The organism is Petrotoga miotherma DSM 10691 (assembly GCF_002895605.1).
Taxonomy (GTDB): Bacteria; Thermotogota; Thermotogae; order Petrotogales; family Petrotogaceae; genus Petrotoga; species Petrotoga miotherma.
Genome location: NZ_AZRM01000027.1, coordinates 40650 through 58817, shown reverse-complemented (window position 1 = coordinate 58817; position 18168 = coordinate 40650). Strand labels below are relative to the sequence as shown.

Sequence of the window (18168 nt, the reverse complement as noted above, 5' to 3'; positions counted from 1 at the left end):
CTATTATCTCCCTACAATTTCAGTTCAGTAAAGAATCTAAAATGATCAGCTCTTATCAGGCTTTCCCTGAATTCTACCAATCTATTTTCCGAATCATATGTGTATCTTGTAGTTTGAAAAAGAGGAATATTTTCATCAATTTCTAGCAATTCTTGGGCTTCTAGCGAAGGTAGGACAGGTTCGAGATATTCTTTGGCATTGACACATCTTATTCCTTCTCTAGCAAGTAAATCATACAAAGGTTTTGTTTCTAGATTTTTATTATCCATTTTTCTTAGAAAGTCAATAGGGATGTAAGAGCTTTCCAATATTAAAGGGATTTCTCCAACTAATCTCAACCTTGTAATTTCCCATAATTCGACGTTTTTAAATTCATCAACATCTTCCAATCCAGAGACGTTTTTTACCGATATAAGTTTAGTATTAGAATTCTCAAGCTTACTGGCTATACTTTTTCCAAAACTGTAAAACTTTAAAAGACTTTGCTCCCAAAAAAGAGATTGAACTTTATATCCTCTTCCTTGGTAACTTTTTATTGTACCTTGATGTTTCAATAAACTTAAAACTTTTCTTATCGTAGTTCTTGTTACATGAAATTCCTCCGCCAGTTCATTTTCTGATGGAAGAAATGAGTTCATTGGATATTCCCCTTCATATATTCTTGAAATTATTTGATCAGCGATTGTTTGATAAATTGGTGTCTTGTAATTGGCCATTTACGATACCTTCCTTCAATAAAGATATACAAATATGTCTACTCAAACTTGTATATACTAATTATATCAAATAAAAGGAATCAAGTCAAGAGTTCTCATGGTACGAATAAGATATAAATTTGCAAAAAATGAAAAATTAAGAAAAATTAATGTAATCAACTTTAATTGTTCCTGATCCTATTTAATCTGGGTTAATCACTGATAATGAGATTTGGTTTTTTTAATTAAAGTAATTATAATTGTTTGTATAGAAAACAAATTAATTTTTAGGGGTGTTACTTTAAATGACTGGCTATAAATTTTCAAACAAGAAAGTGAAAGAAAATAATCTTAGATTAGTATTAATGAAAATATTGCAAAATAGTCCGATTTCAAGAATTGAAATTTCTAAAAAAACCGGATTAACAAGATCGACCGTCTCTGAATTGGTGAAGAGGTTGATGGAGGAAGGTTTAATTAAAGAGAGTTATAAAAATATTGATAAAGTCGGACCTGGTAAAAAACCTATTTTATTAATACCAGAAACAGAGAAATTTTTTGTTATAGGTTATGACCTAACTGTAATTCATTCGGAGATCGTTGTTATGAATTTGAATGGAGATGTAATAACGAAGAGACCTTTTATTTCTTTGAAAAAGCTCATATCATTAAAGAATATAACAGAAATATTGAACTTATTTATTAAATCTTTAGAAGAGATTAAACATGATCTGAATATTTCGAACCAGTCGATCAAGGGTATAGGAGTAGCGTTTCCAGGTTTGGTGAGTAGAAACAACAATTCTTTATCAATCACACCAAACTTAGAAAGATATTTTGACTTCTCGTTAATTGATAAATTCTCTGAAAAGTTAGGAATCCCAATAGTAGTTGATAACAATGCAAATATGAAGGCATTAGGTGAATTAATATATGGGATAGGAAAAGAAGTTCATGATTTCCTTCTTGTGAATATAAGTTATGGAATAGGTGCAGGCTTAGTTATTCAAAATCAGTTGTTTAGGGGAAAATACAACTTGTCAGGAGAAATTGGACATATAAAAGTTGCCGAAGATAGCGATATTTGTAGTTGCGGAGAAAAAGGCTGTTTAGAAACTTTTTCTTCGGTTAGATCAATGGTAAAAAAATACTACACAAAATGTAATAAAAAATTAGACGAAAACTACGATATGGGAAAAATAATTAATTATGCTAACCAAGGAGACCAAAATGCTATTCAAATTTTTCAAGAATCTGGATTTTACTTGGGCAAAGCTATAGGAAACGTTTTAAATATCATCAATGTGGAATCGGTTGTATTAACTGGAGAAATAAAAAAGTATTGGGATATTATAGAAAAAGATTTTTACAAAGGATTAAATGAAACAACGTTACCTTTAATAGAAAAAAACACACAGATAAAACTTTCCGAATTGGGAGAAGAAATTACTGCAATCGGAGCAGCTTCAATGGTTCTAGAAGATATGTTGATTTAACGCGTATCAATCAAAGAAGGAATTTATTCTTAAAAGGAGGCGGTACTATGGCATTAAGAAAGTTTTTTGGGTTGGTATTAGTTGTTTTGTTTGGCGTTGTTGCATTGTCTGGGGTGTCCGTGGAAATCGGGATTTCACCAAGAGAAATAGGAGCAGTAATGGATGAGCATATCTCGAATTTTGAAGCACAAAATCCTGACATACAAATCGAATGGTTGAAGGTTCCTGGGGTCCCCGGTCAGCAACATAGTCAATATGTGACACTGTTTTTCGGTGGAAGTGACAAGCCGGATATTATAGCTATGGATATTATCTGGCCTGGCGAATTTGCATCTCGTGGATGGTTAGCACCATTAAATGAATATTTTCCGGAAGAGGAACATGCAGAGTTCATTGAAAACATGATAGACGCAGCAAAATATGAAGGAGATGTTTATGGAGTACCTCTCTACATAAACGGTCTTCATTTGTATTACAGAAAGGATTTACTTAAGAAATATGGATTTACTCCTCCGAATACTTGGGAAGAACTGGTGGAACAGGCTTCTTATATAGTGGAACAAGAAAAAGACCCCAACTTATATGGATATATAAGTATGTGGGGCAAAATTGAAGGCCTATTTATGAATTATCTCCAGTTTTTCTGGGGCAAAGGTGGAGAGTTTTTCGATGAAGAGGGAAATGTTGTTGTAAATAGTAAAGAGGGAGTAGAAGCCTTACAATTTATGGTTGATATGATATATGAATATAACCTTGCTCCGGAAAGTATCGTAACTTATACTCCAGATGATGCTAGAATATTATTTCAACAAGGTAGAGCTGTTTTTATGGTAGTTCAAGATTTTGTTTGGCCTATTTTAACTGCCTCAGATTCCATAGTAGCTGATAAGGTTGATTTTATGAGAGTGCCTTATTTTGAGGGATATCCTGATACAAACACCGTATGTTTAGGAGGGTGGTTGTTAGGGATAAATATAAATTCACAACATAAAGAAGAAGCATGGAAATTTATTGAATATCTAACTTCCCACGAAGCTCAACTAAGAACAGCCGCAGTAACCGGAAATTTACCAACAAGGCAATCCGTTTATGAAGATTCAAGATTAGTAGAACAATTTCCTGTTGCCAACAAACAGTACAAGGATTTTATGGTTGGAAATGTTCGTCCCTCCGCCCAACTTGGAGAGAAGTACACTCAAGTTTCTGAAATTATGCAAAGGGAGATACAATCCGCATTATTACGACTAAAAACACCTCAAAGAGCCTTAGACGATGCTGTATCTCAAATAAACGCGCTTCTTAGGTAAGGAAATTTACAAAGAGGGTCCTTGGATTTATTCTAAGGACCCATTAAAGAAGGTGATGAAGTTGAATAAAAAAACGGGAATTTTTCTTATATTACCAGCTTTCATAATTTTAATAACAATTTTTATTGGTCCAACAATATACACAATAGTTTTAAGTTTTTCTTCTTATTCATTCACAGGTGTTGAATTTTCAGGGTTAAGTAACTTTTCCAGACTTTTCAATGATCCATCGTTCTGGAGGGCATTTTATAATACTCTTATTTTTGTTGGAGTTACAGTTCCAATAGAATTATTTTTGGGTTTTCTTTTGGCTTTAGTTGCAAATAAAGCAATGAAAGGCAGATCAATTATCAGAGTGGCTTTATTGATTCCTTGGGCGTTGCCAACAGCTCTAAATGCATTAGCTTGGAGATGGATGTATAATACCGATTATGGATTATTTAATTCAATATTGATAAATTTGAATATTATAGACACTCCCATAAATTGGCTAGGGGAAATACCATTAGCTATGATTTCTATGATGATAGTTGCTATATGGAAAACAAGTTCTTTTATGGCTCTTCTTATTTTGACAGGGCTACAAACCATTCCTTCAGAATTGTATGAAGCTGCTAAGATTGATGGCGCCACTAATTGGCAAGCCTTAAGAAAAATTACAATTCCATTAGTGAGACCTTCAATAATGGTTTCTTTACTTTTTAGAACGGGAGATGCTTTTAGAAGTTTTGAATTACCGTATAACCTTACAGGTGGGGGACCAGTAAATTCTACTGAGACTCTATCAGTTTTTGCTTACAATAATTTCTTTCAATATTTGGATTTTAGTTATTCTTCAACTATTGCCCTGATACAGTTTTTATTGTTGTTAGGATTGGCTATAATATACTTGAGAACTTTAAGGTGGGATATCTATGAATAAATTGAAAATTCAAAAGAGTTTCAACTATTTAATAGCTATTTTGCTAGTTTTACTGTCAATATTCCCAATAGTTTGGCTGTTTTTAACTTCTATTAAAAGTACAAATGAAATTTATTCTTGGCCAGTAAAAATATTTCCTTCTCAACCAACAATTCAAAATTATGTTAATTTATTCCAGATGGGTTCTTTTGGGAGATACTATTTAAACAGTTTTATTGTTAGCGGGAGTGCTACCATTCTGATCTTAATTACCGGAACTTTAGCGGCATACTCTTTTGCTAGGATTCAATTTAGAGGTAAAAGGTCTTTAATGATGATTGTTTTGGCTTTGCTACTTTTTCCACCGGTTGCGATAGTTCCTCCATTGTTTTTGATTTTTAGGAATTTGAATTTGATAAACAATTATATATCGTTAATATTGGGTCATACAGCCTTATATCTTCCGTTGGCGATTTGGATATTGATGAATTATTTTAGAACGCTTCCCAAAAACATTGAAGATTCCGCACGAATTGATGGTTGTAATACGTTTCAAATGATTTTTAAAATATTACTTCCAATGTCGTTACCTGGGTTAATCGCAGCTGGATTGATTACTTTCGTATTTTCTTGGAATGAATTTCTTTTGTCGCTGGTTTTACTCTCAAAAAACGAAATGAGAACGGTTGTTGTTGGAATTTCCTTGTACCCTGGTGAATATTCATTTCCCTGGGAGTTGATTAGTAGTGCGATAGTATTAGCAATCATACCAATAATATTACTGACTCTTGTTTTTCAAAAATATATTATAAGTGGTTTAACTGCAGGATCGACAAAATATTAAAAATTAGACGCTTTAGAAATAAAAAGATATTCACAAATACGGTTTTGATTTTATATGGTTACAAGATTGGATCTAAATCAAATTTTTAAGTTTCATATCCATACATATTATATGAGGAGGAGAAATTATGAGTAAACTTTTTTCTTCAAAATATTTTGCTAATCTGTCTTTATTTGATCCTGTTGAAGGGATCACAATTAAAGAACCATATGGGAAAGAAAATGGGTATTGGGTAGGAGCACCTTATGTTTTTTATGATGAAATATTAGGTAAATTCTTCTTATACTATAGGATAAGAAAACCAAAACCAATTCGTGGTGGAGAGGTAAGAATTGCTCAAAGCGTCGATGGAGAGAAATTTGAAGATATACTAGTTATTAAAAAAGAGCAACTTAACAGTGAATCTATTGAAAGAGCCTCATTTTTAAGATGCATGGATGGAATATATAGAATGTATATAAGCTATGTTGATCCGCAAACAAGAAAATGGAGAATAGATATGATGGAAGCGGATCATCCCAAAAATTTTGACGTAAGTACAAGAAAAAAGGTTTTTGTTGCAGAAGATTTAGATATAGAAGGTATAAAAGATCCTTACGTTTTTTTGGTGGGGAGAAAATATTATATGCTTGTAAGTTATGCAGAACCTCTAAAGAATCCTTCTGAAGAAACAAAGAGAAAATTGCATGAAAGTGGAGATGTTTATACTACAGGTTTAACAACCCATCCGACGGGACTTGCGACGAGTTTAGATGCTAAAAATTGGAAATGGGAAGGAAAGATATTAGATGTTTCAAAAAATGGTTGGGACAAATATCAAGCAAGAATTAATTCGGTAATTTATGTTCCTCCTGTTTTCTTTGGATTTTACGATGGAAGTTCATCAGAGAAAGAAAATTACGAAGAAAGATGTGGATTATGTATGAGTTATGATTTAAAATCATTTGAAAGTATAACTCCTAATGAACCTGTACTTGAGTCCCCTTATAACACTCATTCAGTAAGATATGTTGATTTTCTTGAAAAAGAAGATGAAATTTGGTATTACTACGAATTTTGTAGAGAAGACGAAGCTCACGAACTGAGATTGGCAAAAGTGAAAAAATTTTAAAATTAGAGGGGAATGAGTAAAGATGAGAATATTATTTATCGACATTGACACTTTAAGGGCAGATCATCTTGGGAGTTATGGATACTTACGAGAAACCTCACCAAATATTGATGATGTGGCTAAAGAAGGTATTAGATTTGATAACTACTATTGTTCCGATGCCCCGTGTTTACCTTCTCGTGGAGCTCTATCTACAGGTAAATTTGGTATAAAAACAGGTTTAGTTGGTCACGGTGGAACAACTGCTGACATGCGAATAGAAGGTAAGAATAGAGATTTTCAAGATAAACTAGCATATATGAGTTTACCTGCTTTGTTGAAAAACATCGGATTTCATACAGTTACGGTAAGTCCTTTTGGAGAAAGGCATTCTGCTTGGTGGTTTTATGCTGGATTCAATGAGGTTTATAACCCTGGAAAATGTGGCCTTGAAAGAGCGGATGAGATTGTTCCTTCAGCTCTAGAGTGGTTAAACAAAAATGCTGAGTCAGACAATTGGTTTTTACATGTAAACGTTTGGGATCCACATACGCCATACAGAACACCCTCTGACTTTGGTGACCCTTTTGAAAATTCACCTATACCCGGTTGGTATAACGAAGAATTAATAAAAAGACATAGAAAGTTAGCTGGTCCACATACTGCTCAAGACTTAAATATGTATGACAATCGTGAAGATCCAAGATTTCCAAGGCAACCTGGTGAAATAAAAAACATGAACGATTTGAAACAATTAATAGATGGCTATGATACAGGTATTAGATATGCTGACTTTTGGATTGGAAAGATAATAGATATGTTGAAAGAAAAAAGAGTATATGAAAATACAGCTGTGATAATATCTGCCGATCATGGAGAAAACATAGGGGAGTTGGGTATATATGCAGAACATGCGACAGCTGACAACATAACCTCTAGAATTCCCTTGATAATAAAATGGCCAGGTGGATTAAAAAGCCATGTACATCAAGGCTTTTTATACAATTTGGATCTAATATCAACATTGTACGAAATATTTGAATCAGAGATAAAAAGTAAGTTTTCTGAAGAATATATTCAAATGTTCAAAAAAGAAATGGACGGAATAAGTTTTGCAGATGTAATATTTAAAGGTGAAAAGATATCTAGAAAGTATCTGATTTTAAGTCAGATGGCACACGTATGCCAAAGAAGCGTGAGATTCGATGATTGGATTTATATGAGAAGTTATCACGATGGATACCACCTTTTCCCCAAAGAGATGTTATTCAATTTAAAAGAGGATCCTCACGAGCGAAATGACATAGCCAAAGAAAGCCCAGAGATTTGTAGGGAAGCACTGTCTTATTTAAATGAGTGGCATGATGAGATGATGAAAGAATTACCAGAAGGATACCAAGTAGATCCATTGCAAACGGTTTTAAAAGAAGGCGGGCCTTATCACGCGAGAGGTCACTTGAAAACTTACTACGAAAGATTAAAAGAAACAGGTAGGGAAAAAGCAGCAGAAGAATTGAAGAGGAAATATCCTGCGGAATTTTAAATTATTTCGAGGCCGGGCCTTTCTCTTCCCAGTAAATTAATTTGTGGAGAGGAGTTAAGGCCCCTTTATTTTTATATGGTCTAAGAGACAAAAGGTGCTAAAGTATATTGGATTTAACTTACATTGATGGATGATTTATAGAATTTTTTAAAATACAATATTTTTTTGATATAATCAAAAAGTGAGATTTTGAAAAGAGGGGAGACCAATTGCGCTCTGTTAATTTGCTTATAAAACCTGTATCCAGTAATTGTAATATGAAATGTTCTTATTGCTTTTACAACGATATTGCTAATAAGAGAAAAAAAGTTTCTTATGGCAAGATGAATGAAGAAACTTTAGAAAACCTTGTGAAAAAAGCGATAGCTTCTTCAGAAGTAAGTTGTTCTTTTGCCTTTCAAGGAGGGGAACCTACTCTAGCTGGGTTGGAATTCTATGAGAAATTTTTAGAATTTGTTAATAAATACAATAAAAACAATATTAAAACATATTTTTCCATTCAAACAAACGGTCTTTTAATCGATGAAAAGTGGGCGGGATTTTTTAAAAAGAATAATTTTTTGGTGGGGCTTTCCTTGGATGGAGATAAAAAAACTCACGATCTATTCAGAGTAGACAAAGAAGGTAAAGGCACATATAATAGGGTAATGAAAACAGTGGATCTTTTTGATAAACACAAGGTTGCTTACAATATTTTAACTGTTGTTACATCACAACTTGCCAAACATCCTCAAAGAGTTTACAATTTTTATAAAAGGAAAAACTTTGGTTTTGTTCAATTCATATCTGTTATAGAGCCGTATGGCGAAGAAAATGTCTCCCATCCCTATTCTCTAAAACCAAAGGAATATGCCTATTTTTTGAAAGTACTTTTTGATAACTGGGAAAGAGATTCAATAAAAGGAAAATATATAAGCATTCGATTATTTGATAACCTTGTAAGAATGATTGGAGGTTATCCTCCTCAAGCATGCGAAATGAATGGGATGTGTAGTATACAGAATATTATCGAAGCAGATGGAAGCATTTATCCATGTGATTTTTACGTATTTGAAAAGTATAAACTTGGAAATATAAATGAGATAAAAACCATGGAAGAAATATTAAAAAATGAGATAGCCAAAGAATTCATTGCGTCTTCCCTCGAACTTCCCGATGAATGCAGAAACTGTGAATGGTATTCTTTATGTAGGAATGGTTGTAAAAGATATAGGTATGATGGTAAAAAGTATTACTTTTGTAATGCCTACAAAGAGTTTTTTGAATATTCGTATGAGAGATTGAAAAAGATTTCAGAAAGTGTCACTTCTTCAACTTTTTGAGTTTGAAGAATTCTTCTCTTTCAGTTTCTTCCAATGTATCTTGAATAAATTTAATAGATTCTTTCATCTTAGGTATGACAATATTTTCTAGAGCGGAAACTCTTTTTTTTGTTTTTTGAACTTCATAAGCAAGCTTGTAAACTTTATTTTCAATCATAGATGCTTCTGTTATTAATTCTAAAGCTGTTTCAAAAGAAATATAAGCTTCATCTAAAGCGGCATCCGTTCGATATATTTCGTAAGGAATTTCCAACTTGGGTTTTTCTTGTCTGAATAATTCTGGAACCTCAACTCCCATAACGCTTTTGAACCTTATTTTTAATTCATCATATTCTGGGATTCCATTGGCATATTCTTCTATATTTTCAATGCCGAGATCTAAATTTGCTAACTGTAAAGATTCATAAGCCCTAGCTAGTGTAGTTAATATTTTTTCTTGTATTTCTTTAGCTTGTTCTATCAAATCAACTAGTTCTTTCATTATAATATTTCTCTTTTTTTCTAATAGATCGTGGCCCTCTTGTGAAAGTTGGTATTGCTGTTTTAAAGCAATCAAATTACCTTTTGTAGGGATGGTTTGATCGAAAATCATAGTTTTCACCCTCTCTAATGCGTTGATTTAAAAACTATTTCTTGGAATAATGTTCTTCAAATTCTTTTTCTTTAATCCGGGTTAATTCTGTTTTTGGCAATAGGGAAAGTATCTCCCAAGCAAGATCAAGTGATTGTTCCAAACTTCTGTTCTCTTGAAAACCTTGATTAAGAAATTTCTGTTCGAATTCTTCACCAAATTTTAAATATAGTTTATCGATTTCCGACAGGTCATCTTCACCAATTATGGCCGCTAATGACCTTATTTCAAAAACTCGAGAATAAGAAGCAAAAAGTTGGGAAGATAGATTTGGATGGTCATCTCGAGTATACCCTTCTCCTATACCATCTTTCATCAGTCGTGATAAGGAGGAAAGGCTGTTTATAGGGGGATATATATTTTTTCTAAATAGATCACGAGATAATACTATTTGGCCCTCGGTGATGTATCCTGTTAAGTCAGGGATGGGGTGGGTAATGTCATCATTGGGCATTGTTAAAATAGGTATTTGAGTTACCGAACCTTTTTTCCCTTTGATTATTCCCGCTCTTTCATACAAAGAGGCAAGATCGGAATAAAGATATCCTGGGAATCCTTTTCTTCCTGGTACTTCTCCTCTGTAATTAGATAGTTCTCTCAAGGATTCACAATAGTTTGTCATATCGTTTAAAATAACTAAAACGTGTTTATCTTCTTCAAAAGCTAAATATTCTGCTACAGTCAATGCCATTCTAGGGGTTGCTATCCTTTCCACCACTGGATCGCTCGCCAAATTCAAGAATAACACCATATTCTGAATTGCTCCACTGTCTTCGAAATTTTTGATTATGAAGTTGGCATCATCTTTTTTTAACCCTATAGCAGCAAAAACTATAGAAAATTCTTCTTTAGAAGTTAACTTCGCTTGCTTGGCAATTTGTACTGCTAAATTATTGTGTGGCAAACCATTTCCAGAAAAAATCGGCAATTTTTGTCCTCTTATTAAAGTCAACATTGTATCAATTACAGAAATGCCCGTTTGAATGAAATTTTTGGGGTATTCTCTAGCAGCAGGATTTATAGCTGATCCGTTTATATCCGCACTTTTTTGAGAAATAATCTCCCCCATTCCATCAATAGGTTCTCCCAAGCCATTGAAAGTTCTTCCCAAAATATCCCTAGATAAATTGATTTCTTGGGGTCTGCCCAAGAATTTTATCTTTGAATTTGTAAGAGAAAGTCCTTGTGTTCCTTCAAAAACTTGAACAACAGCTTTATTTTCAGAAACAAGAATAACGGAACCCACTCTTCTTTTTCCGTTTTCCTCTATTTCCACTATTTCATTGTATCCGATATCTTCTATATTTTCAACTATTATAAGAGGTCCTCTAATTTCTGAAATTTGGTCGTATTCCCTTATTGCCATTTTTTCACCTCTTAACTGTTATACTTTTTTTCCAATTCTTCAAAATGTTTACTTAAAAGATCTTCAATTTTTTTGAATTCGTTTAAATTTGTGATATCTTCCTTCATTATTAGCAACTTTCTTGTTATTTCTGAGGGTAGAACTTGAGTAATTGGAACTGACCTGTTTATAAAAGTTTTAGCCTTGTAATAAGTATCAATTATAATCTTTAGCATCATATGTTGTTTTTCTAATTGACAGTACGAATCGACTTCACTGAAAGCGTTTTGTTGTAATATTCCAATTTTTATTATTCTAGCTATTGAAACTACCAATTTTTGAATATCAGGTAAAACATCTTCCCCAACAATTTTTATAGTTTGTTGAAGAGCATCGTCTTGGTTGAGTAATTCCATAGCTTCATTTCTATACTGACTCCAGTCTTTTGTAACGTTTTTGGTGAACCATTCTTTTAAATCACCTGCGTATCCGCTATAACTGGTAATCCAATTTATAGATGGATAATGTCTAGAATAAGCCAAGTTTTTGTCAAGTCCCCAGAAACATTTAACAAATCTGGTAGTACTTTGAGTAACAGGTTCAGAAAAATCTCCACCGGGAGGTGATACGGCTCCAATTATTGTGACAGAACCATTCGTATCGTTGAGATTTTCCGATAATCCGGCTCTTTCATAAAACTGGCCAATTCTGGAAGCAAGGTATGCGGGATAACCTTCTTCTGCAGGCATTTCTTCCAGTCTTCCTGATAATTCCCTCAGTGCTTCAGCCCATCGTGAAGTAGAATCAGCCATTACTGCGACGTTGTAGCCCATATCTCTATAGTATTCTGCGATAGTTACCCCGGTATAAATAGACGCTTCTCTAGCAGAAACAGGCATGTTGGAAGTATTTGCAATTAGGACAGTTCTCTCCATCAGTGGGACCCCCGTTTTAGGGTCCTGTAAATTAGGGAATTCTTCCAACACCTCTGTCATTTCATTTCCTCTTTCTCCACAACCGATGTAAACAATAATATCAGCCTCTGCCCATTTAGCTAATTGATGTTGAGTTATAGTCTTCCCGGTACCAAAACCTCCTGGGATAGCGGCAGTTCCTCCTTTACTGATGGGAAAGAAAATATCGATAACCCTTTGACCAGTTATCAACGGTATATTGGGTTCTAATTTATTTTTTACAACTCGAGGTACTTTAATAGGCCAAAATTGATACATTTTTATTTCTTTTATACCGTCTTCAGTTTGAATTTTTGCCAAAACCTCATCTACTTTATAGGAACCATTTTGTTTGATTTCAACTATCTTTCCTTGTATATCTGCTGGAACCATAATTTTATGTACTATATGCTTAGTTTCTTGTACTTGAGATATTACATCTCCACCCTTAACAATATCTCCTTTTTTCTTTAAAAACACAACCTCCCAGCTTTTTGAGAGATCTAGCCCAAACTCCTCTACTCCTCTGCCAATGAAGGATCCACTTTTCTCTATTAATTTGTTCAAGGGTCTTTGAATACCGTCGTAAATACTTCCCAGAAGGCCCGGACCTAAGGCTACAGAAAGCATCTGTCCTGTCCCTTCAATAGGTTCCTTAGGTTTTAACATGGAAGTTTCCTCGTAAACTTGAACAGTTGCTTCATCTTCATCAATGGAAATTACCTCTCCTATTAAGTGCAGATTACCTACCTTAACCATTTCATTCATCGAAAGTTTTTCCACGCCTTTAACTTTAACGACAGGTCCATTTATTTCTTTAATGTACATTATATATCACCTACTTCTTCCAATATCAGAGAGAAGATTTTTGTTTTATTTTGTTCTACATATGAATCTATGCTGTTGTTAATGATTGTATTATTACTTTTTAGGAGGATTCCACCTTCAATTTCTTTACTTGTTTTAACTTTATGATCTAAAACTATAGATTTCACAGTTTCATAATCATTTTTGTTACAGAGCACCTCGTAGTCGTTATGTATCAGCTTAGTTGCGTCAATATACAATTTTTGGTAAAAATATTTTTTGTTGTCAGGATCCAAAGTCACAAGATCTTTTTTTATTAATTGTAAAAGACTTTCCAATAGTTGGTTTTTCAACTTAAGTCTTTCTTGTTTTATCTTCAGCTTAGCTTTTGATTGGCTAACTTTTTCAGTAAGGTCTGCCTCTTCTTTAGCTTCCTTTAATTTTTTATCTCTGTAATTATTGATATCTTCTTCAATTCTCTTTTGAACCTCTTCCAGTTTCTTATTATAAGAAATTTTTAATTCATCACATTTTTGTTCAAATTTCTTGTCTAATAATTCAAGCATTGATTCCAATTTATCTTCGATTTCATTCATTTATTTTCACTCCAATTGCCCCTTCAACGTACTTTGTAATGAAATCTTTGTCGCCTCGCCATCCGTGCCTATCCGGTATGACAAAAATTAAAGGTAACTGTCCGGCTAGTTTATGTTTTTTAACTTCTTCCGGTATCTTTTGTGAAGCTAACTCAGTTATCAAAACAACGCCAATTTCTTTATTGCTCAACGCCTTATTGAAGGCTTCTAATATCTCATCTCTTTCATGAACAACGGTCCCAACAATTCCACTAAGTCTTAAACCAATGGCAGTGTCGATGTTATCACTTATTAGAAAGAATTTCATTTGTTAGATTCTCCCCAGTATCATTATCGAAACGATCAACCCATATATCACTATTCCTTCGGCTAAACCCACGTATATTAACGTTCTTCCTAATAACTCGGGTTTTTCACTTATAGCTCCTACCGCTGCCGAACCTACTATCGCAACACCGATACCTGCACCAATAGCGGATAAACCTGTAGATAATGCTGCGCCCAATAATCCTAACCCTTTATTGTTCGTTGTGTCAGATGTTACGCTCGTTCCAGTTGTAGAAGTTGTTGTTTGAGCTGAAACATGGGTGGGAAAAAGAGTAATTATAGCTAAAAGAAGTACAACTCCAAATACAGCAATGTTTCCCCTAAAAAACTTTTTTGCAAAAGATCTTGCCTTTTCGGGTTTTTTTGAAAAATAAAAACCAAACATAATTGTCAAAACAACTAAAGCTGTTAATGAAACAACGTATGCCATAACTAACACCTCCGGAAATTTTTAAAATTTGTATTTAACTGGATTAAATTCTTTCCCATTACCTTTGAAAAACCTGGTGAAAAATTCGTAATAATCTAACCTTAAGGTTTGAATGAATACAACCAGGCCTTCCAATCCGATTATTAGAATATTGCCCAAGAGTAATATAACAAATGAAACAACTGAGTTACTTGCCATTTGAGACATCATGTAAAATGCGAGAAATAACCCGGCATGGTTTAAAGCAAAAGCTCCTAACCTTATAAAAGAAAGAGTGTTGCTTAGGTATCCAAGTAGAGATTCAAAAAGCTCAAAAAAACTTTGAACAGCTTTTTCACTTAATTTTCCTTTTTCAAAGATTATACCATTAAGATATATGGCAACTATCAATGCGACAATAAAGCCTATACTTATTTTTGGGAATGCACCATTTCTCATATAATAAAAAATTCCTCCAAGTACTATCCAATAAAATGCAATCCCTGATAAGCCATTTGGATCGAACAAAAGTTCCAGTGTTTGCTTATTTTTAATCTTGTTGAATATGTTCAAAATCATAGCTAAAGTTATCACGGCTATCCCGAAGTAAATTGAAGTGAGTAGAAAATAGTTTATATTATCCATAGGTCTTTTCCACAAGGGTTTAATGATATTTTCAAATCCAAAAAAACTTCCATATAACGTTCCAAAAATCATCGAAGAGATTCCAGAAGCACCTAAGACGTAAAATAAGTCACTTTTATTCTTTTTGTAAATTAGAAATCCCAATAAAGTAAGAACAAGGCCATGTCCAATGTCACCAAACATCATCCCAAAAAAGAATAAGAATAATATTGAGATTATAGGTGTTGGGTCTATTTCATCGCTCGATGGTGTGCTGAACATCTTAACAATGAACTCAAAATGTTTAAAAAAACTTCTATTCTTAAGTAAAGTAGGTTGTTTTTCTTTAATACTACATTCAATAAGTAAAGAATAATCATTTGAATTACAATAATGAAAAAGTTTTGAATATGTTGCCTGATCGGTCCAACCAGAGATTATGAAAAAGTCCTCAGTGAAACTAATATTCTGAACTAAATCATAGATATTTTTCATGACGAAAACATAATCAGAATATTCGTATATATATCTACGCTTTTCGTAGAACAACTTTTTTATAGACATCTCGATAATTTCAATTTCGTATTTAACAGCCTTCAATTGGTCTTGAATTGTTTTCAATATATCTGAAGGCGTTCCTGAATAATTCTTAGGGATTTCGTATTCTAGAAAATTAGCAATTGAAAGTGTTTTTTCTATATCTTCGTTGGAGTCATATACGATAAAAAGCCATACGAAATCTTTATCTTCGTTGAGTTTTAATACTAAAATATCCTCATTTTTTATACTGTTAAAAAGCCTTTCATAGTACATACTGCTGATTTTGCCTACTTTGTATTTAAGGTTTTGTATTTTTTGTATATTTTTAACATCAAGTTGAATCTTTTGTAGTTTATCAAAAAGATTCAGATTATTTTCCAGATACTTTTTTTCTTCTTTCAACTTTGAAATTCTTTCTGATAAAATGTGTAACTCGTCCATAAGATTTTTTGAAAACTCGATTATTTCTTCTTTTTTAATTTTTGTAGGGAAAGAGACTTCCCATGTTTTGGGTTCGGGGTTCTTTTCCACAAATTCAAAGATATTTCTAAAATTTTCGTATATTTCCTGAAAAGGGTTGACGTTATCTTTTTTTACTCTTTCTAATAGGTTTTTATCCACTATCTTTTCAAGTGGTATAACTTCCACACTTTGAGAATCAATAATTCTTTTTGAAATTTTTTCTAATTCTGTTTTGGTGGAAATTATTGTGAACGGTTTTAGTCTTTCCTGCATGAACTCACTCCTCAATCAACAGCAAAAAAGCGTTGAATCTATCATTGGGAATTTTATACCTTTTGGCTTCTATAAGAGTAATTAAATCTTTATATTCATATTCTCTAAGAAATAAATATCCGCTCATAACTGTCAAACCATTTTGGGTTTCAGATATTAATTGTTTTGCTTCTTTCAACAATATTCTATTACATAGCCTTTCTATTATGTAGGAAAATATATTTTGGTTAATATTCTTAAAATATTCTCCATAGAAAGTTGAAGAAACTTTCTTGATGAAATCATTGAGATCTTCCGAAGTTGAAAGATTTTCTATTTCACTTTTTGATAATTTAAAAGTTATTGGGAGCAATAAGTTTAAAACTTCACTTGTAGAAAGTTTGAAGAGAATCCTTGCTCTATAGATCCATTGAATATTTATTAAATCCACTTGTTTGAAGAATAAATCCCTCAAGTTTGAAGAAAATTCTGGAGTTTTTTTGAATTCTGATTCCAAACTGGAAAAATACCAAAAGTCAATGGCGTTTAACAAATATTGTAATTTTTTTGTTTTTCTGTAATTGTCGTAGGCAGAAGTAATTACACCAGAGTAAATGCTATTTTTAAATGTGTTTAAAGCGTCATCAAAGTTCTTTATCGCCATGAATGTCTCTTCACTAATGGTTTTGTGATTGACGGGGAAAAGTCTTTCCTTTGAAATATATTCTAAATGACCAGAATGTAGAGAACGGAAGATAAATTTTATATTTTCAATTTCATAACGCCTTTCTATTAACTTAAATAATTTTTGAACTTTGACTGGTAGATAAAAATACAAATGGTAAAAGTCTGATAATATAGATTTTCGTATCAATATTTCCACGTCTCTTCTGTGTAAATTTGCTATATCCGTTCCTACTAATACTTCATTGTAATGAGTGTTGTTTTTTAAGTAAGCGACTATTTCTGTTATCGAACTCGCTTCTATTAAATTGTGATAATCACTTTGATTAAGGATTTTGGAATACAGTGCTTTAACTTTAGATGTTAGTCCAGGGATCATCAATTTCAACAACCTCGATCAGTAAATTAAATTTTCTATCACTTTTTTGGCTATTTTTTCTTTATCTTTTTCCAACTTTTCAAACTTGTTTTTATAATTCTTTATATCTCTATCTGCTTCGTCCAATAGATCTCTTGATCTTTCTTCTGCTTTTTTGATGATGGCTTTGTATTGATTATCAACTTCCAGCATTTTATCCTCTTTTTCTTTTTCTAAAAGAGAAATTTGTTCTTCTTGTTCTTCAATCAATTTTTTTTGGAAATCTTTTAATTTTTTATCGTAGTTCTCTTCTGCTTCTATCAACTTTTTTATAACGTCGTTTGGATTTAAATTCATGATTCCACCTCTGAGAAAATATATAACTATTTCTAATAAATTCTACTTGTATATTGTACTCCTATTTATGTTAAGAAAATAAAAATAATTGTTGAGAATATAATTAAAACAAAAAATATACCAATATTTTTACTTGGTATATAGATGAGCAACATTAGTAGCTGCAAATGATTCTGGTTTTATTTTATAATTATATCCCAAACCTTTTACGTAGCCTGTAATAACACTAAAAACCTCTTTTGATCTACCGTTTAAACCTATATCAAGGTGTATTTCTGGCTTTATTAAATTTAAGTGATTTTCGATAAATTCTGCGGTGTTTAAACTAAATTCTGCTTCTTTTATCAATCTTGAGTACATATCGTATGACCTACGTTCGTGAGTGACATAATAAAAATATGTAGCCCCATTGCCTACTTTGTAAATTACTATAGCTGTCGCAAAAGTTACATGTCCATCTCTTGCATGGCTATCTGTACCTACCCACACTTTGTAACTTTTGTTTTCTAAAAATAATTTAATGAAATTAGTTAACTCTTTGAATTCTACAGTGCCTATAGTTGGATTCTTTAACTTGAAAACGTTACCCCCTTTTTAGATAAGTTTTCTTCAATTATACACCAAA

Annotated in this window: 18 protein-coding genes; 7 read left to right on the top strand and 11 right to left on the bottom strand. The window is 32.6% G+C overall.

The genetic code is table 11. The features are described from left to right. Positions 1 to 11: 11 nt before the first annotated feature. On the bottom strand, positions 12 to 716 hold the full coding sequence (locus X928_RS06010; RefSeq protein WP_103078926.1) for a GntR family transcriptional regulator: 705 nt from the start codon (positions 714 to 716) through the stop codon (positions 12 to 14). A 284-nt stretch (positions 717 to 1000) separates the two neighbouring features. Here X928_RS06010 and X928_RS06005 point away from each other — a divergent pair, with 284 nt between their 5' ends. The 7 genes from X928_RS06005 to X928_RS05975 all read left to right on the top strand — a co-directional run bounded on the left by X928_RS06005 (position 1001) and on the right by X928_RS05975 (position 9198). Then, complete coding sequence (locus X928_RS06005) at positions 1001 to 2191, top strand: ROK family transcriptional regulator (RefSeq protein WP_103078925.1); 1191 nt, start codon at positions 1001 to 1003, stop codon at positions 2189 to 2191. A 47-nt stretch (positions 2192 to 2238) separates the two neighbouring features. Further along, on the top strand, positions 2239 to 3498 hold the full coding sequence (locus X928_RS06000) for an ABC transporter substrate-binding protein (protein WP_103078924.1): 1260 nt from the start codon (positions 2239 to 2241) through the stop codon (positions 3496 to 3498). 61 nt (positions 3499 to 3559) lie between these two features. Beyond that, positions 3560 to 4420, top strand: a complete 861-nt coding sequence (locus X928_RS05995; RefSeq protein ID WP_169926322.1) for a carbohydrate ABC transporter permease — start codon at positions 3560 to 3562, stop codon at positions 4418 to 4420. Beyond that, positions 4413 to 5243, top strand: a complete 831-nt coding sequence (locus X928_RS05990) for a carbohydrate ABC transporter permease (protein WP_103078922.1) — start codon at positions 4413 to 4415, stop codon at positions 5241 to 5243. Before X928_RS05995 ends, X928_RS05990 begins: the two co-directional genes overlap by 8 nt. 127 nt (positions 5244 to 5370) lie before the next feature. After that, positions 5371 to 6354: a glycoside hydrolase family protein gene (locus X928_RS05985; protein ID WP_103078921.1), complete on the top strand. Its 984-nt coding sequence runs from the start codon at positions 5371 to 5373 to the stop codon at positions 6352 to 6354. A 22-nt stretch (positions 6355 to 6376) separates the two neighbouring features. Further along, positions 6377 to 7876, top strand: coding sequence for a sulfatase family protein (locus X928_RS05980; RefSeq protein WP_103078920.1), 1500 nt, complete (start codon positions 6377 to 6379; stop codon positions 7874 to 7876). Positions 7877 to 8085: 209 nt separating this feature from the next. Further along, positions 8086 to 9198 carry an anaerobic sulfatase maturase gene (locus X928_RS05975; RefSeq protein ID WP_103078919.1) on the top strand — a complete coding sequence of 371 codons (1113 nt, stop codon included), beginning with the start codon at positions 8086 to 8088 and terminating at the stop codon, positions 9196 to 9198. Here X928_RS05975 and X928_RS05970 read toward each other — a convergent pair. From X928_RS05970 to X928_RS05925, 10 genes are all read right to left on the bottom strand, one after another. Continuing rightward, a complete protein-coding gene (locus X928_RS05970; RefSeq protein WP_103078918.1) occupies positions 9179 to 9790 on the bottom strand; it encodes a V-type ATP synthase subunit D in 612 nt (203 codons plus the stop codon). The two genes, X928_RS05975 and X928_RS05970, sit on opposite strands and share 20 nt — an antisense overlap. Positions 9791 to 9824: 34 nt before the next feature. Beyond that, positions 9825 to 11195, bottom strand: coding sequence for a V-type ATP synthase subunit B (locus X928_RS05965; RefSeq protein ID WP_103078917.1), 1371 nt, complete (start codon positions 11193 to 11195; stop codon positions 9825 to 9827). 11 nt (positions 11196 to 11206) lie between these two features. Beyond that, positions 11207 to 12955 carry a V-type ATP synthase subunit A gene (locus tag X928_RS05960; RefSeq protein WP_103078916.1) on the bottom strand — a complete coding sequence of 583 codons (1749 nt, stop codon included), beginning with the start codon at positions 12953 to 12955 and terminating at the stop codon, positions 11207 to 11209. Next, positions 12955 to 13530, bottom strand: a complete 576-nt coding sequence (locus X928_RS05955; RefSeq protein WP_103078915.1) for a V-type ATP synthase subunit E family protein — start codon at positions 13528 to 13530, stop codon at positions 12955 to 12957. Before X928_RS05955 ends, X928_RS05960 begins: the two co-directional genes overlap by 1 nt. Further along, positions 13523 to 13837: a V-type ATP synthase subunit F gene (locus X928_RS05950; RefSeq protein ID WP_103076464.1), complete on the bottom strand. Its 315-nt coding sequence runs from the start codon at positions 13835 to 13837 to the stop codon at positions 13523 to 13525. The genes X928_RS05955 and X928_RS05950 overlap by 8 nt, the downstream gene beginning before the upstream one ends. A gap of 3 nt (positions 13838 to 13840) precedes the next feature. Next, positions 13841 to 14287 carry an ATP synthase subunit C gene (locus tag X928_RS05945; protein WP_103078914.1) on the bottom strand — a complete coding sequence of 149 codons (447 nt, stop codon included), beginning with the start codon at positions 14285 to 14287 and terminating at the stop codon, positions 13841 to 13843. Positions 14288 to 14308: 21 nt separating this feature from the next. Continuing rightward, complete coding sequence (locus X928_RS05940; RefSeq protein WP_103078913.1) at positions 14309 to 16165, bottom strand: V-type ATP synthase subunit I; 1857 nt, start codon at positions 16163 to 16165, stop codon at positions 14309 to 14311. Positions 16166 to 16169: 4 nt separating this feature from the next. Then, complete coding sequence (locus X928_RS05935) at positions 16170 to 17207, bottom strand: V-type ATPase subunit (RefSeq protein WP_245857194.1); 1038 nt, start codon at positions 17205 to 17207, stop codon at positions 16170 to 16172. A gap of 18 nt (positions 17208 to 17225) precedes the next feature. Continuing rightward, entirely contained in the window at positions 17226 to 17543 is a 318-nt protein-coding gene (locus tag X928_RS05930; RefSeq protein ID WP_103076460.1) for a hypothetical protein, read from the bottom strand. A gap of 129 nt (positions 17544 to 17672) precedes the next feature. Continuing rightward, on the bottom strand, positions 17673 to 18101 hold the full coding sequence (locus tag X928_RS05925; RefSeq protein ID WP_103078911.1) for a ribonuclease H-like YkuK family protein: 429 nt from the start codon (positions 18099 to 18101) through the stop codon (positions 17673 to 17675). Positions 18102 to 18168 lie beyond the last annotated feature (67 nt).